The sequence below is a fragment of the Pseudomonas sp. SWRI18 genome (genome assembly GCF_014268345.1).
GTDB classification, from domain to species: Bacteria; Pseudomonadota; Gammaproteobacteria; order Pseudomonadales; family Pseudomonadaceae; genus Aquipseudomonas; species Aquipseudomonas cedrina.
The window spans coordinates 73,062-94,026 of sequence record NZ_JACCQQ010000016.1; the positions used below are offsets into that span (position 1 = coordinate 73,062).

Sequence of the window (20,965 nt, forward strand, 5' to 3'; positions counted from 1 at the left end):
ACTGAGGTGACCCTATCGCAGGCAAGCCAGCTCCCACACAAAGCAAAACGGCGACCCGAAGGTCGCCGCTGCGCTAAAGGTTGGCGGTTACACCAGCCGGCCGAGCATCTCTTTGGCCTCGCCACGCTGGGTCTCGTCCCCTTCGGTCAGCACTTCGGAAAGGATGTCCCGTGCGCCGTCCGCATCGCCCATGTCGATGTAGGCCTGGGCCAGGTCCAGTTTGGTGGCCACTTCGTCGGTGCCGGACAGGAAATCGAACTCCGGCTCATCATCCCCCAATGCCGCGTCTTCTGCGGTAAAGGAGGGCTCGATGGGCGGATGCTCCAGGCTCTGGGACAGGCGATCCAGCTCGGCGTTGACATCATCCAGCTCCGAGGCAAACGCATCGGGCTTGGCGGCCTCTTGCGGTTCATCGGCCAGGGACAGGTCGAAATCCTCGGGCAGGTCGAAGTCATCCGCTGCAGCCGGGGTCAGGGTCGGCGGTTCGACGGCAGGCACGTCCTTCATCTGCTCTTCCAGGCCGGAAAGGAAGTCGTCATCGGATTGCGCCGACGCCGGGGCATCCAGTTGCAGGTCCAGGTCGAAGTCCGACAGGTCATCCGCTTTGGCATTGGCTTCGGTCTGCTGCTGCAGCAACGATTCGAATGTCTGCTGATCGTCCTCGATTTTGGCCGGGGAAGCTTCTTCCAGCTCGTCCAGGCTCAAATCGAAATCGGTGTCGAAGGCCTCTGGCGTCGCGGCGGCCGGTTTGTCTTCGAGCAATTCCTTGACGTATTGAGCGTCCAGGGCAGCGGCGGCAACCGCAGCACTCACGCCCGCCGCCAACACGGCCATCGCCGGGAAGCGGCTCTTGAGTTGCTCGACCTGGGCGTGGTTTTCACCATTGGCCACCAGTTGACGCTCCTGGGTGACAAAGCCGTCCTTGTCGTTCTGCAGGCCGTAGACTTCCATCAGCTTCAAACGCAGGTCGCTGCGCTTGGGCTCATATTTGATCGCCTGCTCCAGCACATCGGCGGCCTGGTTCAGGTGGCCCCGGTCGATATGAGACTGAGCCTGGGCCAGCGCATCGCTGGAGTTCACCGGAGCGACGGCAACCGCCAGCGGCGCAAGCACGGAAGCCACGGTGGGCACGACAACTGCCGGCTCTACCGCTGGAGCCGGTACGGGCGCGGCGGCCAGCTTGACGTTGGGCAGCGGCACTTCCAGGCCTTCGAAGCTGTCCGGTGGCAGGTCGTGGTCAATGTTGGAGGTGAATTCTGGCTCTTCAGCCAGGGCCCGCGCCATGCGCAGGTGCTTTTCCTCTTCGCGGCGGGCATTGCGATGGCGCGCCCACAGCAGCAGGAGCAGCAGCACCAACAAGAGCGCGGCGCCACCGAGCACGCCAAGCACGACCGGGTTGGTCAGCAGCTCGTTGAACTTGCCCTCGGTGCTCGCCGGTGCAGGCTCCTGCGCCTTGACTGGCTCAGGGGCGGGCGCAGGAACAGCGGTCGCGGCATCCGGCGTTGCAGCGGCGGTAGCCGGCTCGCCTGCCAACTGAGCGGGCATTGCGGCTGTCGCCTGCGCGACCGGGAGGCCTTTTTCTGCCTGCAAACGCGCGAGTTGATCGTTTTTCAGTTGAATCAGTTTCTGCAGCTTGTCCAGCTGACTCTGCAAGTCCGCCGCGCGGCTTTTCAGCTCTTCGTTGTCGCGACGGGTGGTGTCCAGTTGCTCCTGGGTCATCGCCAGTTTGTCGCTCAGCGCCGCGCTGTCGCCCGCCTTGCCTTTGACGCCCTGCTTGGCCGCTTCGGCCGACACCAGGCTCAGGTTGTCGTTGGCATTGGTGCTGGCTGGCGCGTTGCCAGCCTGGTTGCGCTTGGTGGCGTCCAACTGCTGCTTGCCCGCCGCCGGATTGGTGGCGGCACGGCGGCCCTGGCGCCAGGCGGCATTCTGCGCGCGAACTTCCGCAATCGCCTGGGGTTGCGGCAGCGCGGTGCTTTGTACGGTATCCGGCAGGCGCAGGACTTGGCCGGTTTTCAGGCGATTGATATTGCCGTCGACAAATGCGCCGGGGTTCAGCGCCTGGATCGCCAGCATGGTTTGCTGGACGGAGCCGCCGTTGCGGTTCTTCGCCGCGATTTCCCACAGGGTATCGCGGGATGTGGTGGTGTGCTGCGCGGCCTTGCTCGCAGTCGGCGCGGTAGTGACCGGCGCGGCCAGGCGTGGTGCGGGCGCGGCGCTGGTGGGTGCAGGCTGGTCGAATTTGGCCGGGTCGAGCAATACGCTGTAGTCGCGCATCAGACGACCGTTGGGCCATTGCACCTGCAGCAGGAAGCGTACGTAGGAATCCGGCAGCGGCTTGCTGGAGGTGACACGCACCACGCTGCGGCCGTTGGGGTTGACCACCGGGGTGAACGTCAGGTCATCGAGGAACGCCTGGCGATCAACGCCCGCATCCACGAACGCCTGGGACGAGGCCAGGCTCGGGGTGATCTCGGAAGCGGTGAGGCCGCCGACATCGAGCAATTCGATTTCCACCGCCAACGGCTGGTTCAACTTCGACTTGAGGGTCATCTCCCCCAGCTGCAGCGCCTGCGCCATACCGGAGGACAGCGCCGAGGCGGCCGCTATTGCTAACACCAGTTTGCGAACTTGAACCATAGCCTCATCCTTTGTTTGAACACTCCCCGGCCTGCGAGAAGGTTGGTAACCGCTGCCATAAGGCATGGCGAGCCGATAGGTTACCGACGCGCTTCTGTTCTGCTTTGGGCCAAGCATAGCGCCTGGTTAGAATCAATCTACAAATTGCCGCCAAGTATCTTTTACGCAAGGCCTTTTATCAACAACTGCGCCAGCTGTACGGCATTGAGTGCGGCGCCTTTGCGTACGTTATCTGACGTCAGCCACAGATTTAGTTCCGCCGGGTCATCCACGCCTGCGCGAACCCGTCCTACATAGACCACGTCCTGGCCTACCGCATCGCCCACGGCGGTTGGGTAGTCGCCCTCCTCCACACGCTCTACGCCCGGCGCTGCGTCGAGTGCGCGGTTCACGGCGGCGAGGTCGACCGGTGCGCCCAGCTGCAGCGACACAGTCAGGCTATCGCCAAAAAACACCGGGGCTTGAACGCAAGTTGCGGAAATCTTTAGTAAAGGTAATTCCAGCACTGCGCGCAACTCGTGTACCAGGCGCTTCTCCAGGGCGGTATGACCTTGGCTGTCCGGCGTGCCGACTTGTGCCAGCACATTGAAGGCGACCTGCCGATCGAAGAACGTCGGTTCCAGCGGGCGCATATTCAGCAGCTCGGCGGTTTGCCGGGCCAGTTCGCTGACCGCCTCTCGTCCCTGGGCCGACATCGCCAGGTTGGCGGTGACGCTCACGCGCTGGATATCCAGCAGGCCCCGCAGTGGCGCCAGCACCACGGCCAGGTTGGTCGCCGATGGGCTTGGGCTGCCGAGCCGGAACGGTTTTTCCAGGCCATCGAGCACATGGGCGTTGGCTTCGGGCACCACGGGCGGCGCCTGCTCGGCCGGCAGCGCGCCGGACAAGTCGATCACCGAGCAGCCCACCGCCGTCGCACGCGCGGCGAAACTCAAGGTCACCGCGGGCCCCGCCGCGAAAAACGCCAGTTGCGCCTTGCTGAAGTCGAATTCATCGACTTCCTTGACCCGCACGTTCTTGCCGCGAAACGGCACCGATGCGCCAGCCGAGTTATTGCCCGCCAGCAGATACAGGGTGCCCACCGGGAAAGCCAGCTCTTCGAGGATCTGCACCAGGGTTTCGCCAACGGTACCGGTGGCGCCGATCACGGCGATATCAAAGGTCTGGGTCATGGGGCTGCCTCGGGCATTGCGGGGGGAGCGGCACTTTACCGGGTGGCTGGGGGGTGAGGCAATTAAGCTGAGATATGGGGTATCGCTGATGGCCTCTTCGCGAGCAAGCCCGCTCCCACATTTGACCGCATTCCAAAGATCGAACTCGGTCAAATGTGGGAGCGGGCTTGCTCGCGAAAGGGTCCTGAAACCAATAAAAAACCCGCGCCTGTTACCAGTACGCGGGTTTCTCCCATTGCCTCAAGCGATCAACGCTCCAGCAGGATCCGCAGCATGCGACGCAGCGGTTCAGCCGCGCCCCACAGCAGTTGGTCGCCAACCGTGAACGCACCAAGGAACTGGCTGCCCATGTTCAGCTTGCGCAGACGGCCCACCGGTACATTCAGGGTGCCGGTGACCTTGGTCGGGCTCAGCTCCTGCATGCTGATATCGCGGTTGTTCGGCACCAGCTTGACCCACGGGTTGTGCTGGCTGATCAGCCCTTCGATATCGGCGATCGGCACGTCTTTGTTCAGCTTGATGGTCAGCGCCTGGCTGTGGCAGCGCATCGCGCCGATACGCACGCAGATGCCGTCCACCGGGATCGGGCTCTTGAAACGACCAAGAATCTTGTTGGTCTCGGCCTGGGCCTTCCACTCTTCGCGGCTCTGGCCATTGGGCAGCTCTTTGTCGATCCACGGGATCAGGCTGCCGGCCAGTGGCACACCGAAGTTTTCGGTCGGGTAGGCATCGCTGCGCATGGCTTCGGCCACGCGGCGGTCGATGTCGAGGATCGCGCTGGCGGGGTCGGCCAGTTGATCGGCAACGGCCGCGTGAGTCGCACCCATCTGCTTGATCAGCTCGCGCATGTTCTGCGCGCCGGCACCGGAGGCCGCCTGGTAGGTCATGGCGCTCATCCACTCGACCAAGCCGGCTTCGAACAAGCCGCCCAGGCCCATCAGCATCAGGCTGACAGTGCAGTTGCCGCCGACGTAGTTCTTGGTACCGGCGTCCAGTTGCTGGTCGATGACCTTGCGGTTGACCGGGTCGAGGATGATCACCGCATCGTCCTGCATGCGCAGGCTCGATGCGGCGTCGATCCAGTAACCCTGCCACCCGGCTTCGCGCAGCTTGGGGAAGACTTCGCTGGTGTAGTCGCCACCCTGACAGGTCAGAATCACGTCGAGGGTTTTGAGCTCATCGATGTTGTAGGCGTCCTTGAGCGGGGCAATGTCCTTGCCCACGGACGGGCCTTGGCCACCCACGTTCGAGGTGGTGAAAAACACCGGCTCAATAAGATCGAAATCCTGCTCTTCCAGCATCCGCTGCATGAGCACGGAACCGACCATACCGCGCCAACCGATCAGACCTACACGTTTCATCGCAACTACACCTTGTTAAAAAGTGGGCCGCCTTGCAGCAACAACTGCAAGCGGGCCCGAGAGATTACAGATTCCGCAGCGCGGCGACTACTGCGTCGCCCATTTCTTGCGTACCGACCTTGGTGCAACCCTGCGACCAGATGTCGCCGGTGCGCAAGCCCTGATCGAGCACCAGGCTTACGGCTTTCTCGATCGCGTCCGCCGCATCCGCCAGGTTGAAGCTGTAACGCAGCATCATCGACACCGACAAAATGGTCGCCAGCGGGTTGGCAATGCCCTGCCCCGCAATGTCCGGCGCCGAGCCGTGGCAAGGCTCGTACATGCCCTTGTTGTGGGTGTCCAGCGACGCCGACGGCAGCATGCCGATGGAGCCGGTCAGCATCGAGGCCTGGTCGGACAGGATGTCGCCGAACAGGTTGTCGGTGACGATCACGTCGAACTGCTTCGGTGCGCGCACCAGTTGCATGGCGGCGTTGTCAACGTACATGTGGCTCAGTTCGACGTCCGGGTAGTCCTTGGCCACTTCTTCGACGATTTCACGCCACAGTTGGCTGGAGGCCAGTACGTTGGCTTTGTCCACCGAGCAGATCTTCTTGCCCCGCACGCGCGCCATGTCGAAACCGACACGGGCGATCCGGCGGATTTCGCTCTCGCTGTACGGCAGGGTGTCGTAGGCCTGGCGCTCGCCATTTTCCAACTCCCGCACACCACGTGGCGAGCCGAAGTAGATACCGCCGGTCAGCTCACGCACGATCAGGATATCCAGGCCTGCCACGACTTCCGGCTTGAGGCTTGAGGCGTCGGCCAGCTGCGGGTAGAGGATGGCCGGGCGCAGATTGCCGAACAGGCCCAGTTGCGCGCGGATCTTCAGCAGGCCGCGCTCGGGGCGGATGTCACGGTCGATCTTGTCCCACTTCGGCCCGCCCACGGCGCCGAGCAGCACGGCGTCGGCGGCGCGGGCGCGGTCCAGGGTTTCGTCGGCCAGCGGCACGCCGTGTTTGTCGATGGCCGCGCCGCCGATCACGTCATGGCTCAGCTCGAAGCCCAGGCTGTACTTGCTGTTGGCGAGTTCCAGCACCTTGACCGCTTCGGCCATGATTTCAGGACCAATACCGTCGCCAGGGAGAATCAGAATCTGCTTGCTCATGGGTTCCTCATTTCATCGAGCGACCTGCCCGCGGGCAGGTCGGAAAAATTCAATCAGCGTTCGGCGAAGGCCACCAGCACATCGGTGCTGAAGGTGCCGTCGGCCTGGATTTCGTAGTAATCGCGCACTTCCTGGCCCATCGCCCTTTGCAGCTCAAGGATGGCGGCGCGCAATACCTCTGGCGTGCGCATGCGGTCGACCCACGAGGTGTATTCCAGGCGCAGGCGCTGGCGGCTGCTGTTGCGCACGTGCAAGCCGGCTTCGCTGAGCTGGCGCATCCACTCGGCGGCGGAGTAATCGTGCACGTGGCTGGTGTCGCGCAGCACTTCGACCGTTTGCAGGTAAGTGTCCAACAGCGGGCTGCCCGGTGACAAGACGTCGACGAACGCCGCCACGCCACCCGGCTTGAGCACCCGCCGCACCTCGCGCAGGGCCAGGCCGAGATCGCTCCAGTGGTGGGCTGAATAGCGGCTGAACACAAAGTCGAATTCACCGTCGGCGAACGGCAGGCGTTCGGCGGCGCCGTTTACGGTGCCGATATTGGTGAAACCGCGATCTTGCGCAGCGGCGGCTACCACATCGAGCATCTGCTGGGACAGGTCGTAGGCCACCACTTCTTTTACCAACGGCGCCACATGGAAACTCACATGACCGGCGCCGCAGCCCAGGTCCAGCAACCGTGCGCTGCCCTGCCCGGCCAGTTCAGCCTGGAGCAGCGCGAATTCGGTGCCCTGGGCGTGCACGGCACTGCTCAGGTAGGCCGCGGCCTGTTCGCCGAATTGTTTTTGCACGACTTGGGTGTGGGCGGTGGTGGTCATGGTGGCTTTCCTTGGGGCTTGGGGTGTTTTTACTGCCGTCTTCGCGAGCAAGCCCGCTCCCACATTTGATTGCATTTCAATTGAAGAAACTCGGTCGAATGTGTGAGCGGGCTTGCTCGCGAAGGGGCCAGTGCGGCCTACAAAGATTCAGGCATCACGAAACAACCAAGGCTGGCTCGCCCGGTGTTTGGCCTCAAACGCCGCAATCGCATCGCCGTCCTGCAAGGTCAGGCCGATATCGTCCAGGCCGTTGATCAGGCAGTGCTTACGGAACGCGTCCACCTCGAAGTGATACACCTTGCCATCCGGTCGGGTCACGGTTTGCGCGGCCAAATCCACGGTCAGTTGATAGCCAACCTCGGCTTCCACCTGCTTGAACAGCTCGTCGACTTCTTCGTCAGTCAAGATGATCGGCAACAAGCCGTTCTTGAAGCTGTTGTTGAAGAAGATATCGGCATAGCTCGGCGCGATGATGCTGCGAAAGCCATATTCTTCCAGGGCCCACGGCGCGTGTTCACGGCTGGAACCGCAGCCGAAGTTTTCCCGGGCCAGCAACACGCTGGCGCCCTGGTAACGCTCGGCATTGAGCACGAAATCCTTGTTCAGCGGGCGCTTGGAGTTGTCCTGGTAGGCATAGCCCACGTCCAGGTAGCGCCATTCGTCGAACAGGTTCGGGCCGAAACCGGTGCGCTTGATCGACTTCAAGAACTGCTTGGGGATGATCTGGTCGGTGTCTACGTTGGCACGGTCCAACGGCGCAACCAAACCTGTGTGTTGTGTAAAAGCACGCATCGGGTATTCCTCAGATCAATTCGCGAACGTCGATGAAACGACCGTTGACGGCAGCCGCCGCAGCCATGGCCGGGCTGACCAGGTGGGTACGCCCGCCGGCGCCCTGACGCCCTTCGAAGTTACGGTTGGAGGTGGACGCGCAGTGCTCGCCGCTCTCCAAACGGTCCGGGTTCATCGCCAGGCACATCGAGCAGCCCGGCTCACGCCATTCAAAACCGGCTTCGAGGAAGATCTTGTCCAGACCTTCCGCCTCGGCTTGCGCCTTGACCAGTCCCGAACCCGGCACCACGATGGCTTGCTTGATGGTCGACGCCACCTTGCGGCCCTTGGCGATCACCGCCGCGGCGCGCAGGTCTTCGATCCGCGAGTTGGTGCAGGAGCCGATGAACACGCGATCCAACTGGATATCGGTGATTGCCTGGTTGGCTTTCAAGCCCATGTACTTCAGGGCGCGCTCGATGGAACCGCGCTTGACCAGGTCGGTTTCCTGGGCCGGGTCCGGCACGTTCTGGTCGACGGCCAACACCATTTCCGGCGACGTGCCCCAGCTGACTTGCGGCTTGATCTGGGCAGCGTCGAGTTCGACCACGGTGTCGAACACCGCGTCGGCGTCGGACACCAGGTCTTTCCAGGCTTCTACCGCGGCATCCCAATCGGCGCCTGCGGGTGCGAATGGGCGGCCCTTAACGTATTCAACCGTCTTTTGGTCCGCTGCCACCATGCCCACGCGGGCACCGGCTTCGATGGACATGTTGCAGATGGTCATGCGGCCTTCGATGGACAGGTCGCGAATGGCACTGCCGGCGAATTCGATGGCATGGCCGTTACCGCCGGCGGTGCCGATCTTGCCGATCACGGCGAGGACGATGTCCTTGGCGGTCACGCCGAACGGCAGCTTGCCTTCAACGCGCACCAGCATGTTCTTCATTTTCTTGGCCACCAGGCACTGGGTGGCGAACACATGCTCCACCTCGGAGGTGCCGATGCCGTGGGCCAGGGCGCCGAACGCACCGTGGGTGGAGGTGTGGGAGTCGCCGCAGACCACGGTCATGCCCGGCAAGGTGGCGCCCTGCTCCGGGCCGATCACGTGGACGATGCCTTGGCGCACGTCATTCATCTTGAATTCGGTGATGCCGTATTCGTCACAATAATCGTCGAGGGTTTGCACCTGCAGACGCGACACGGTGTCGGCGATGGCGTCGATGCCGCCCTTGCGCTCCGGGGTGGTCGGCACGTTGTGGTCCGGGGTGGCGATGATGGAGTCGACGCGCCAAGGCTTGCGCCCGGCCAGCCGCAGGCCTTCGAACGCTTGGGGCGAGGTCACTTCATGGATGATGTGACGGTCGATATAGATCAGCGACGAGCCATCGTCGCGCCGTTTCACTTCATGGGAATCCCAAAGCTTGTCGTAAAGCGTTTTGCCGGCCATCAGTTGGTCCTCATCACAGGTCTTTCTATGCCCGGGGCCTTGAAACATTCAATAACCCTTTGGCTTGTGAGGCTGATGGTATGGCGCTACATTAAATAACTCAAATTCATATTTTTTATGCTTTGGATTACCAACTGGAATACCTCAATGGACTTGGCCAACCTCAATGCTTTTATCGCCATCGCCGAGACCGGCAGCTTCTCTGGCGCCGGCGAGCGCCTGCACTTGACCCAGCCCGCCATCAGCAAGCGCATTGCCGGCCTGGAACAACAATTGAAGGTGCGATTGTTCGACCGCCTGGGTCGTGAAGTAGGCTTGACCGAAGCTGGACGCGCCCTGCTGCCGCGGGCTTATCAGATCCTCAACGTGCTGGACGATACACGCCGGGCCCTCACCAATCTCACCGGCGAAGTCAGCGGGCGTCTCACCCTGGCCACCAGCCACCACATCGGCCTGCACCGCCTGCCGCCGGTGCTGCGTACCTTTACCCGGCAATACCCGAACGTGGCGCTGGATATCCAGTTCCTCGATTCAGAAGTCGCCTACGAAGAAATCCTCCATGGCCGTGCCGAAGTGGCAGTCATCACCCTCGCGCCGGATCCTCACAACCTTGTGCGCGCCACCCCGGTGTGGGACGACCCGCTGGATTTCGTGGTGGCGCCGGAGCACAGCCTGATCAGCAATGGCAATATCAGCCTGGCCGATATTGCCGGGCACCCGGCGGTTTTCCCCGGCGGCAACACCTTTACCCACCATATCGTCCGCCGGCTGTTCGAGGCCCAAGGCCTAACCCCGAACATTGCAATGAGCACCAACTACCTGGAAACCATCAAGATGATGGTGTCCATCGGCCTGGCCTGGAGCGTATTGCCGCGCACCATGCTCGATGATCAGGTGGCAAGCATCGCTTTGCCGGGCATACAGCTCAGTCGCCAGCTAGGCTATATCGTGCACACCGAAAGGACGCTGTCGAACGCTGCGCGGGCTTTCATGAGCCTATTGGATGCACAGGTCGATCTGCCACGGATACCGGCATGACACCGTGCGGCCTCAAGGCTTGATTAAAGCCGCGCCGAACGCCCATCGAGCCAAGGCCCTGTGATAATGCCCAACCCCGTCGATTCCGTACCGCCCCTGCCGCGTATCTACGCCCTGGACCCTCAAGAGGCGGAACAAAGCTGGGAAAGTGCCCCGCAATTGCTGGCCGCGCTCAATGCTGCGCGGCTGGGCGCATGGTGCTGGGAAATCGACACCGGCCGGATCAGCTGGTCGCGGGGCACCCAGGCGCTGTTCGGCTTCGACCCGCGCCAGCCGTTGCCCAAGGACCTGGACTACCTCGATCTGCTGGCGCCGGAGGACCGGGCCAGGGTGGTGCGGGCGTTTCACGCGGTGCTGGCGGGCGAGCCGACCGAGCACGCCATGCACCACCGCATTGCCTGGCCCGATGGCACCCAGCACTGGCTGGAGATCAGCGGCAGCTTGGCGCCCGACAAGTCCGGCCGGCGCCGAATGATTGGCGTGATCCGCGAAATTACCCAGCGCAAGAACGCCGAGCAGGCGCTCAAGGACAGTCAGGAGCGCCTCGACCTGGCCCTGGATTCGGCGCAACTGGGCACCTGGGACTGGCACATCCCCACTGGCATGCTCTATGGCTCGGCACGCGCCGCCCAACTGCACGGCCTGCCGCCGGAACCGTTCCATGAATCCTTCGAGGCATTTTTCGAAGGCATGCCCGACGAAGAGCGCGAAAACATGCGCAACGCCTACCGCACTCTGCGCGAGGGCCCGGCCGGCAGCTACCAGCTGACTTATCGCGTGCCCATGGAAGACGGCAGTTCGCGCTACCTCGAAAGCCGTGCGCGCCTGTACCGCGATGAACGCGGCGCACCGCTGCGCATGGCCGGCACCTTGCTGGACATCACCGACCAGGTGGAGCGCGAACAGCGCCTGATCGCCTCCGAAGAGAAATTCGCCAGCCTGTTCCAGGCCAGCCCCGACCCGATCTGTGTGACCTGCCTGGACAACGGCGCGTTTATCGAGATCAACCCCGCCTTTACCCAGACCTTTGGCTGGACAGCCGCCGAGGTGATCGGCAAAAGCGCCGAGCAGATCGGCCTGTGGGACGAGTCGAGCAAGCGCCTGCAACGGATCGAGCGGGTCATCCGCGAGCAGGCGCTGAGCAATGTGGCGCTTGTGGTGCGCCACAAGGACGGCCAGAGCCTTACCTGTGTGATCTCCAGCCGCCTGATCAAGGTCGGCGACCAGCCGTGCATTGTCACCACGCTGCGGGACATCACCCAGCAACAACGCTCGGAAGCCGCCCTGAAGGCCAGCGAAGAGAAGTTCGCCAAGGCCTTCCATTCCAGCCCCGACGCGATTTCCATTACCGAGCGCGACACCGGCCGTTATGTGGAGGTCAACGACGGCTTTTGCCGCCTGACCGGCTACCGCGCCGAGGAAGCCATTGGCCTGACCTTTTACCAGATCGGCATCTGGGCCGATGAAAACCAACGCGCCGCCTTATTGGCCCAATTGCAGATCAAAGGCCGTATCAACCACCTGGAAATGCTCTGGCATAACAAGCGCGGCGAGTTGCTGGCGGTGGAAGTTTCGGTGGAGCCCATCACCCTCAATGAAACCCCGTGCCTGCTGCTGACCGCGCGGGACGTGAGCCTGCTGAAAAATGCCCAGGCGCAGATCCGCCACCTGGCCTACCACGACCCGCTGACCAACCTGCCCAACCGTGCCTTGCTGATGGACCGCCTGAGCCAGCAGATCGCCCTGCTCAAGCGTCACAACCTGCGCGGCGCGCTGCTTTTCCTTGACCTTGACCATTTCAAGCATATCAACGACTCCCTCGGGCACCCGGTGGGCGACACGGTGCTGAAGATCGTCACCGCACGCCTGGAAGCCAGCGTGCGCATGGAAGACACCGTGGCACGCCTGGGCGGCGATGAATTCGTGGTGCTGCTCAGCGGCCTGGAGGGCTCGCGCATGGCGGTCAGCCGCCAGGTGCAGGGGCTGGCCGATACCCTGCGCGAGCTGCTCTCGGAGCCGATGTTTCTCGATGGTCACCGCCTGCAGGTTACGCCGAGTATCGGTGTGGCGCTGATTCCCGATCACGGCTCCACGCCGGCCGACTTGCTCAAGCGCGCCGACATTGCCCTGTACCGCGCCAAGGACTCAGGGCGCAATACCACGCAGATGTTCCACAACAGCATGCAGAAAACCGCCAGCGAACGCCTGCGCATGGAGACCGACTTGCGCCTGGCCCTGTCGCGTGGTGAGTTCAGCGTGCACTTCCAGCCGCAAGTGGATGCACGTGGCGACAAGATAGTCGGCGCCGAGGCCCTGGTGCGCTGGCAGCATCCGCAACTGGGCGCGCAATCGCCGTCCGAATTTATCAAGGTGCTTGAAGACAGCGGCCTGATCCTTGAAGTCGGCACGTGGATCCTCGATGAAGCCTGCGCCGCCTTTGAACTGTTGATCGCGGAAGGCTTGGTCGACCCGTTGAATTTCAGCCTGTGTGTGAACATCAGCCCCCGGCAGTTTCGCCAGAACGACTTCGTGGAACGGGTGGAACGCAGCCTCAAGCAACACCAACTGCCGTTCAGCCTGCTGAAACTGGAAATTACCGAAGGCATCGTGATCCAGAACCTGGACGACACCATCAGCAAAATGCGCCGCCTGAAAAAACTCGGCGTCAGCTTTGCGATGGATGACTTTGGCACCGGGTATTCATCGCTCACTTACCTCAAGCGTTTGCCGGTGGATGCACTGAAGATTGACCAATCCTTCGTGCGTGACGCCACCCACGACCCCAACGACGCAGAAATCATCCGCGCCATTGTGGCCATGGCCCGCAGCCTGAACCTGGAGGTGATTGCCGAAGGTGTGGAAACCCTGGAGCAACTGGCCTTTCTGCAGGGCCTGGGTTGCCATTTGTACCAGGGGTATCTGCACAGCCGGCCGTTACCCTTGATCGGGTTTCGGGAGCGTTTGATTGGCGCGAGGGCAGGCCCTACACCAATTTGAGTGCGCGGCCGCGCTGATGCATCCAGTGCGAGCCGTTCAGACCGCGCTTGGCGCCATAGTCATCGTAGGCGCCCTCGACCACGGCCACCGAATGTTCGAAATTCGCCAGGGTGCCTGGCACGCCTGAGGCCAGCTCTTGCACGCTGCTCTTGCGAGTAAAGGCGTACAGGCCAAGACGGCGCAATGCGTCGCCGGGGACCTCACCATCGTTGAGCGTTTGCAGGGCCACATCAAAGCCGGCACCGGCGCGAAATTCGTGATTCTCCAACTGGGCACGCTTGGCGCTCGCGGCGTAAAGAAACACCGCATCGTCAATCAGGCCTTTATCCGCGCCATGGAAGTTGGCAGCCGTGCGCGCCGCTTTCAGCTCATCATGGGTCAGCCGAACCGTGCAACCGTCACGCATGGTGAGGGTGTAACCGTCCGCCGCTTCCGTGACGTGCTTGAAGATGCCTAAGGGGTTTTGCCCATACTTCATCATGGCGGCCTTGATTGCCGATACCGTGACACAGTTACCTTCCACGCCCTGATAGAAGCCACGCCAGATATCGGCAGGTTTGACGCCAATGGGTGCCGCCGGGAACTGCGCGGGCCTGGCGTCCGGCTCGACTGGAATGTCTGCGGCAAGCTGAAAGCCGTAGTCTTTGACGATGGGCGCTTGCTCGCCGCCACCATGCTTGATGCCATCCACCACCAACGCGCTTGAATAGTTAAAGGTGGAGGTCACGGCGACGCTGCCTGGCGCGCCTAGCTTGTCGGGCGGCGCAACCCGTAGAAAACCGACCAGCCCCATCCCCTTCAAGGCGTTATAAGTAGACTCTCCGCGCAAAGTGCTCGACAACGCCGCGTCAAACGGGACATTGCCCTCTGCCGCCTTGCGCTTGGCAAAGGCCGCCAGCATGAAATTGGCGTCTTTGACCATTTGTATGTCAGAACCGGTAAATCGCGAGGCTTCGGTCGTGCGCTGCAGCTCCTGCGTGGAGACTGTCACTTCAAAACCATCTTTCATGGTGACGCTGTGTCCCTCCTCAGTGGCCTCGACGTGCTCGAACATATCGGAGAGGGACGGGCCAAACCTGAGCATCATCATCTTGATCACTGCGGTATGGCTGCTCAGGTCGAACGCTTCGCCGAACTTTCGCGATGGCGCCGTGAAACCCGGCAAAATCTCGGCAGCCTCTGGGCGTACCTGCGTCGTGGTCGGTTCAACCATGGGCACGATGCGAGGCGTTACGGGGGCCGGTAGGATGCGAGGCTGCGGCGCGCCATCCTTCACCAACGTGTAGGTATAGCTACGATCCGGCGAACCCTGCCTGCCGAAAAGATGCGCCTGGCCGGCATGAATCAGCGCGGAGCCAAAATCGTAGCTGTCTGCCACCCCCGTTGCGCCAGTGCCGACCACCGTCGCAGTGGGTCCGTACTGGAGATGGCCGGACAACCCCATGCCCTTGAGCATGTTAAAGGTGGTTTCGCCCTGCAACGACCGGGTCAAGGCCGACTCGAAACCCGACAGATCATCGGCGTTGCCGCTGCGCAGCTGTTTGCGCTTGACGAACACCGCCAACGCGAAATGGGCACTGCTCAGTGCCTCACTGTCAGTGCCGGTAAAACGTGACGCAGCGGCTGCCTGTTGCAACTCCTGCCTGGAAACATGCACCCGGTAACCGTCCTTCATGGTCACGTCATAACCGTCGCCATTGCCCTGTACCTCGTTGAACATATCGCCGGGGTGCGCGCCAAACGTCAGCATCATGAGTTTGATGACTGCGCTGTGCGAGCTGGCATTGAAATGCTCACCGAAACGACGCTGCGACGCTTCAAAAGCGGGGATACCGGACGGATCTTTTGATGGAGGGCCCCACAGCTGTTCCGTCATGGGATCCAAGCGGGAAAAAGATCCAATTTCATAAGTAGACATAGCGTTAACTCGTTTATGAAAGAGTTGGACGAGTCCGTGGGAGCAAACTCGGCGCAAACGGTGTTAGATCAACGCAATCGCTTGCCCACCTGTGGGCCGTCCGCGTTTTTTGCCATAGATCTCCTCGCTTCCATCCACCACAGCAACCGAGTGGCCGCGCCTGTTGACCATGCCGATCAACGACTTGTCAGCGAAGGCCAGTGCCGAGACGCGCGCCATATGATCTTTCAATCCCAGGCGCTTGAAGCCCTCCCCTGGGCCCCGCTCATCCTCACCGTTATTAAGACTTTGTATGGCGGCATCCAGACTTCTGCTCGCCCATCCATCGTTGTTTTCTATCTGCGCACGCTTGGCGGAACATGCAAAAAGAAAGTGCGCGTCCTTGAGCATTTCAGGGTCATTCAACAGAACGAAGTCGGCACCGCGAATGGCCTGATCCAACTCGGACTGCTTCAACTGCAACTCGAAGCCATCGCGCATGACGACCTTATAACCATCCGCGACTTTCTCGACAGACCTGTAGATATCCGTCGGGCTTTGGCCGAACTTCGCCATCGCTGCCTTGATGGCCGAAATCGTTACGCAATTGCCTCGCCTTCCCTGCCGAAAACCGTTCCAGATATTGCCGGGCTTCGCACCGTTACGCTTACTGGACAGCCCAGGAATGGGTTGTTTTGGTTTATCGATGACTGCCGGATCGGGCGCGGGCTGCACGCGCGGTAGCGGTAAGTCGTCGCGTCTCGGCGCCGGCGGCTGAATGTCTCTGCTCAGCAGACTCTGCAACTGATTGAAGAACTGCTTGAACAGGTCAGTCAGCATGCTGATCAAGGCGACAGGTTCGAGGGTGTTACCGAAGCTATCGGGCTCGACGCGCGAGCCTGAGGAAGGTGGCGCGGTACGAAAGGTGTCCCGGTATTCAGGAACCGACGACGCACGGGCCGAACAGTCAGGCGTTCGGAAAGGGTCAGTGGTTGGCCGCGCGTAAGGGCTAAGGCTTATCAATGGCATGTATCAACTCTCATTGAGTGCTCCCTGACCGCAGGGCCAGGGAGCGAACATTCAGGTTCAACGTCTCAAGACGACAGGCTCAGAAGCGTTGGCGCAGGCTTGGCTTGGGAGCACAACGTTCTTCGGATGAGCCCCGGGAGAGCCCATGGAAAGTGCCGATTCGTTCATCAGGTGCGGGGGACGTAAGGTCTGGAGTGGTTCGGGCCTCAGGTTTTGGAAGCACCGTGGTCGAGGCAGGCGCATCCGGTTTTACGGGCGGCTTGGGTTCTGGCGTGTGAAGGGTCGTTGGGGAAACTTGAGGCTGCAGCGATGGCGAGGCATCGAGCTTTGGAATGACCGTTGACGTCGGCGACGGATGTTTTTCGACGGGTGGCGCCACGACGACCGGTATCGCGGGCTGAACGTCGGTCCTTGGCGTGAGCCCCGGCTCGCGCGCCATTTTTTCGCCTGTATGCGGGCAATGGCAGCTCTGGACCTGCACCGTCACATTGATATCAGCCGGCAGCTTGTCATTGCGTGCCCTATCAGTGAGCGCGGTTGTCGCCGGTTTGGGACTGAGCTTGGCTTGCGGTGTGAGGGTCACGTGGGCACGTCCGTCGGGGGTGACTTTCACTTCCGGGCCTTGCTTGACCTGGGGCTTGCTGTCCGTCTGCGACTCGACCTTGGGCTTGACGTCTGTATAGGCAACGACCTTGGGATCAGGGCCAGGTTTGACTTGTGTCCCAGCGTCCGTTTGCGGCTCGATCCCGGGTTTAACGCGGGTGTCCGCAATCACTTTGGGATCAGGGCCCGGCTTCACCTGTGTCCTGGCATCCGTTTGCGACTCGCCCCCAGGTTTAACGTTGGGCTGCGCAACGACCTTGGCATCAAGCCCTGGGTTGGCCTGGGGCTGGGCATCCAGTTCGCCGGGCAACTTGGGCAGTACCCCCATGCCGGCGAGCATGCTACGCATCGCCTTTACCGCGAACTCAAACATGGCAAACAGCTTTTCCAGGGACTCCTTGTTCACCGTCCCATTGTGTTCTTTTGGCGTCGAACTACTGTCCTTCAGAAATTGATTTACACGGTCCGTCGACGCAGAAGCTTTGAGCGGCTTAGTCACTTGCACTGAGGGTTGATTAAGGGGTGCATAATTCGTATTCATCGGCACGAACTGTTGGGTCGACACATTAGACATATTTTATTTCCTCAAGCAGCGCCTAACTTCCGCACAAAACAGAAGAAAGCACTTTTGGTTTAGGGTTTGGGAACAACAGTGAGCTCTACAAACTCGCAAGGTTCGTGGGGCGTAACGGCGATGAGTTCCGAAAAATCCGAGCTTATATAAGGAAACCAAATAACCGATTGCGATGTTCGCCTATGGACATTTATCTGCAGACCCAGGCCTTACGGGCGCTGCAAGCGCACTGAAATAAGACACTTAAGGCAACAACCCAGCACAAAGGCAACTTGAGAAAAACAACGAACCTGTTTGGCAACTACAACTTATGTTAGTGGGCGCGCACGACTACCTGGATAACCCACTAACTTTCCAGCACACTAAAACCTCGTAGCAATCCAGCCGGACACTCATGATTACTTGCATATATTGCGCAACAACCCAACTTTCATCTGAAGTCGACAATCAACTAAGCCAACCCCAACAGCACGCCGTCAACGCACACGTAATCTTTCGGACAAGAAAAAGGCGCCTTTCGGCGCCCGTTACAGAAGAGGATGAAACATTTATATATGTAAACCTAATCTTGCAATGCCCCCGGCCGCTCGCGCTGACCGGACATGCCCAGCAAGCGAGCGACCTGTTCCAGATCAGTCTCCCTGCGCATCAACGTAAACAGTTCCACCGCTTCAGGATAATTGCGTGTCAGCATCGCCAGCCATTGCTTCAAGCGCCCCGGCGCTTGACGCTCGGTCAGTTGCGCCACCGACTGGGTCCAGAAATCCTGGAGCATCGGCTGCATCTGCGCCCAGGTCATCTCGACCACCTCTTCGCCCGCCCGCGCCGCAGCAATCTGCCGCGCCAGGTCCGGACGCGCCACCAGGCCACGGCCCAGCATGATGTCTTCGGCACCGCTGATTTCGCGGCAGCGCTTCCAGTCTTCGACGCTCCAGATATCGCCATTGGCGAACACCGGCACCTTGACCACGTCCTGCACCCGTGGGATCCACTCCCAGTGGGCCGGCGGTTTGTAACCATCGGTCTTGGTGCGCGCATGTACCACGATATGCGCCGCGCCGCCTTCGGCCAGGGCGGTGGCGCAGACCAGGGCACCGTCCGGGCTGTCGAAGCCCAGGCGCATCTTGGCGGTCACCGGAATATGGGCCGGCACCGCGCGACGCACGTGTTCGACGATCTGGTTGAGCAACTCCGGCTCCTTGAGCAGCACCGCCCCGCCACGGGACTTGTTGACGGTCTTGGCCGGGCAACCGAAGTTCAGGTCAATCACTTGCGAGCCCAGCTCGCAGGCCAGGGCGGCGTTTTCCGCCAGGCACACCGGGTCGGAACCCAGCAATTGCACACGTAGCGGCACGCCGGCGGCGGTGTGGGCGCCGTGCAGCAGTTCCGGGGCGAGCTTGTGGAAGTACGCGGGGGTGAGCAGGCGGTCGTTGACGCGGATGAACTCGGTCACGCACCAGTCAATACCCCCCACGCGGGTCAGCACGTCCCGCAGGATGTTGTCGACCAACCCCTCCATGGGCGCCAAAGCAATTTGCATGGGAAACACTCAACAAAAATCGTGGCGCAGTTTACTGGGTTTCCCACAACAACCGTTAACCCCCTGTCAGGGCAGGGCCATAACCGTCGAGAAACGCAGGCGGCATGCGCTTGGGCTTGCCGCTGGACAGTTCTATGCAGACAAAGGTGGTGTTCGCGCGCAGCAAGGTGACCCCATCCCGCGGGCGCAACAGCTGGAAGCGTCGGGTCATCTTCAGGCGCTGGTCCCAGTCGACGATCCAGGTGGCCAGTTGCAGTTCATCGCCTTCGTAGCCTGCGGCCAGGTAGTCGATCTCGTGGCGCACCACCGCCATGGCACGGTCGAGGCGGCGATACTCGGTAAGGTCCAGTCCCAGGCGCTGGGAGTGGCGCCAGGCGCAGCGCTCCAGCCAGGACACATACACCGCGTTATTGGCGTGCCCCAAGCCGTCGATGTCTTCAGGCGCAACCTGCAGATCGATGATAAACGGCGTTGCCAAATCCCAGCCCATGCCTTGCTCCCCGTCGATTAATGTCGGCGGGGAGAGTGTATCAGGCCGTTTGCAGCGTCTGTAAACCACAGCCGGCCAGCAGCGAAAGCGTCGCGTCGATCACCCGTGGGTCGGCCAGCACTTTCTGGTGGCCGCCCTGCTCCAGGCGCAGCAGGCGGCTGTCGAACCAGGCTTCGTGAATGGCTTGAGAGGCTTTGACCGGGACGAAGGTATCGTCTTCGGCATGCACGATCAGGCCGGGGATATTCATCTGATAGTGAGCCACATCCAAATGTTTGAGCGGCATTGCGAAGGTCATCTCGACTTCCCGGATAAAGGCTGAACGCGCCCGCGCCGGCAAACCGACCATCGTGGTAAAGCCGCGCAGCGCATCCAGAAAGCGCGACGGCGCGGCGATACTCACCAACGCCTCGGTGCGCAAACCCAACTGCACCGCCAGCATCGCGCTGGCGCCGCCCATGGAGTGGCCGATCACGGCGCGCAGCGGCGGCAACTCGGCGGCGGCCTCCAGCATGGCGCGGGCGAACAGCAATACATGCGCCTCGCGCCCCGGCGAACGACCATGGGCGGGGCCGTCCAGGGCAATCACTGAATACCCCTTGTCGACCAACGCGGTGATCAGGCTGGCGAACTGCGTGGGCCGGCCTTCCCAACCGTGCATCAACAGCACGGTGGGCCCCTGCCCCCAACGCAAGGCCGACAAGCCGAAACGCAAGGTGATGCGCTCCGATTGCGCCAGCAGCGGCAGTTCCCAGTCACGCGGCGGCAACGTGCGCGGCGTCATGAAGACACGACGCATTTTGTTGGCCACGGTTTGCGGGGCCAGATGCCCCAGTGTGCCGTTGATGCGACGAATCCAGGTCAGCGTGCCCATCAGCAGAGCCCTCTTCTAGCGTACGGCGGACTTGGCGGCGCGCAGCACGCGGTCAGACAATTCACCCGGCCCCAATGCGCGGGCCAACGCCAGGCCACCGATCATCAGCGCCATGTCAGCCAGGGCTTTGTCGGTGTCTTCAGGGCTGACGGCGAGCTGCGCGGCCATCAGTTCGCAGTGCTCGTTCAGCGCCTGGCGGAATGTATCCGGCAAACGGCTCATCTCGCCGACGGTCGCCGGGATCGGGCAGGCCTGGGCCGTGGAGTCACGGTGCTTGCGCGACAGATAAAACGCCGCCACCAGGCTTCTACGCTCCTCACCGGTCAGCTGTGAGTCCATGTCATCGATCGACGCACGACGCTTGGCCAGCAATTGGGTGAACGCCTCGAGCATCAGCGCGTCCTTGCTTTCAAAGTGCGCGTAGAAGCCACCGACCGTCAGCCCCGCCGCGCCCATGACCTCACCCACGCTCGGTTCGGCCGGGCCACGCTGGACCAACGCGGCACTGGCGGCCTGCAGGATACGTTCGCGGGTTTGCGCTTTTTTATCGCTCATCAAAGCCTCCGT

16 protein-coding genes are annotated in these 20,965 nt (G+C 61.7%); 2 read left to right on the plus strand and 14 right to left on the minus strand.

The features are described from left to right. Positions 1-87 precede the first annotated feature (87 nt). The 7 genes from H0Z09_RS18000 to leuC all read right to left on the minus strand — a co-directional run bounded on the left by H0Z09_RS18000 (position 88) and on the right by leuC (position 9,356). Entirely contained in the window at positions 88-2,637 is a 2,550-nt protein-coding gene (locus H0Z09_RS18000; protein WP_186692018.1) for a FimV family protein, read from the minus strand. Positions 2,638-2,798: 161 nt separating this feature from the next. Beyond that, positions 2,799-3,809 (minus strand): aspartate-semialdehyde dehydrogenase, encoded by a 1,011-nt coding sequence (locus H0Z09_RS18005; protein ID WP_186692020.1) that lies wholly within the window; start codon positions 3,807-3,809, stop codon positions 2,799-2,801. Between the two features lie 248 nt (positions 3,810-4,057). Continuing rightward, on the minus strand, positions 4,058-5,170 hold the full coding sequence (asd, locus tag H0Z09_RS18010) for an aspartate-semialdehyde dehydrogenase (RefSeq protein ID WP_186692022.1): 1,113 nt from the start codon (positions 5,168-5,170) through the stop codon (positions 4,058-4,060). A gap of 64 nt (positions 5,171-5,234) precedes the next feature. Next, entirely contained in the window at positions 5,235-6,317 is a 1,083-nt protein-coding gene (gene leuB, locus H0Z09_RS18015; protein ID WP_076953532.1) for a 3-isopropylmalate dehydrogenase, read from the minus strand. Between the two features lie 53 nt (positions 6,318-6,370). Continuing rightward, positions 6,371-7,135, minus strand: coding sequence for a class I SAM-dependent methyltransferase (locus H0Z09_RS18020; RefSeq protein ID WP_186692024.1), 765 nt, complete (start codon positions 7,133-7,135; stop codon positions 6,371-6,373). Between the two features lie 147 nt (positions 7,136-7,282). Then, complete coding sequence (gene leuD / locus H0Z09_RS18025; RefSeq protein WP_186692026.1) at positions 7,283-7,927, minus strand: 3-isopropylmalate dehydratase small subunit; 645 nt, start codon at positions 7,925-7,927, stop codon at positions 7,283-7,285. Positions 7,928-7,937: 10 nt separating this feature from the next. After that, positions 7,938-9,356: a 3-isopropylmalate dehydratase large subunit gene (gene leuC, locus H0Z09_RS18030; RefSeq protein ID WP_186692028.1), complete on the minus strand. Its 1,419-nt coding sequence runs from the start codon at positions 9,354-9,356 to the stop codon at positions 7,938-7,940. A gap of 147 nt (positions 9,357-9,503) precedes the next feature. Here leuC and H0Z09_RS18035 point away from each other — a divergent pair, with 147 nt between their 5' ends. Further along, positions 9,504-10,394, plus strand: coding sequence for a LysR family transcriptional regulator (locus H0Z09_RS18035; protein WP_186692030.1), 891 nt, complete (start codon positions 9,504-9,506; stop codon positions 10,392-10,394). Between the two features lie 66 nt (positions 10,395-10,460). After that, complete coding sequence (locus H0Z09_RS18040; RefSeq protein WP_186692032.1) at positions 10,461-13,391, plus strand: GGDEF domain-containing phosphodiesterase; 2,931 nt, start codon at positions 10,461-10,463, stop codon at positions 13,389-13,391. Here H0Z09_RS18040 and H0Z09_RS18045 read toward each other — a convergent pair. The 7 genes from H0Z09_RS18045 to H0Z09_RS18075 all read right to left on the minus strand — a co-directional run bounded on the left by H0Z09_RS18045 (position 13,378) and on the right by H0Z09_RS18075 (position 20,953). Next, positions 13,378-15,366, minus strand: coding sequence for a hypothetical protein (locus H0Z09_RS18045; protein WP_238340269.1), 1,989 nt, complete (start codon positions 15,364-15,366; stop codon positions 13,378-13,380). The genes H0Z09_RS18040 and H0Z09_RS18045 overlap by 14 nt on opposite strands. 6 nt (positions 15,367-15,372) lie before the next feature. Continuing rightward, positions 15,373-16,128 carry a hypothetical protein gene (locus H0Z09_RS18050; RefSeq protein ID WP_186692034.1) on the minus strand — a complete coding sequence of 252 codons (756 nt, stop codon included), beginning with the start codon at positions 16,126-16,128 and terminating at the stop codon, positions 15,373-15,375. Positions 16,129-16,396: 268 nt separating this feature from the next. Further along, positions 16,397-17,494, minus strand: coding sequence for a hypothetical protein (locus H0Z09_RS18055; RefSeq protein WP_186692036.1), 1,098 nt, complete (start codon positions 17,492-17,494; stop codon positions 16,397-16,399). Between the two features lie 562 nt (positions 17,495-18,056). Next, positions 18,057-19,034: a tRNA-dihydrouridine synthase family protein gene (locus H0Z09_RS18060; RefSeq protein ID WP_186692038.1), complete on the minus strand. Its 978-nt coding sequence runs from the start codon at positions 19,032-19,034 to the stop codon at positions 18,057-18,059. Between the two features lie 55 nt (positions 19,035-19,089). Next, complete coding sequence (locus H0Z09_RS18065; protein ID WP_076953515.1) at positions 19,090-19,524, minus strand: thioesterase family protein; 435 nt, start codon at positions 19,522-19,524, stop codon at positions 19,090-19,092. Positions 19,525-19,564: 40 nt separating this feature from the next. Then, positions 19,565-20,398 (minus strand): alpha/beta hydrolase, encoded by an 834-nt coding sequence (locus tag H0Z09_RS18070; protein ID WP_186692040.1) that lies wholly within the window; start codon positions 20,396-20,398, stop codon positions 19,565-19,567. 15 nt (positions 20,399-20,413) lie between these two features. Then, a complete protein-coding gene (locus H0Z09_RS18075; protein ID WP_076953512.1) occupies positions 20,414-20,953 on the minus strand; it encodes a TetR/AcrR family transcriptional regulator in 540 nt (179 codons plus the stop codon). Positions 20,954-20,965 lie beyond the last annotated feature (12 nt).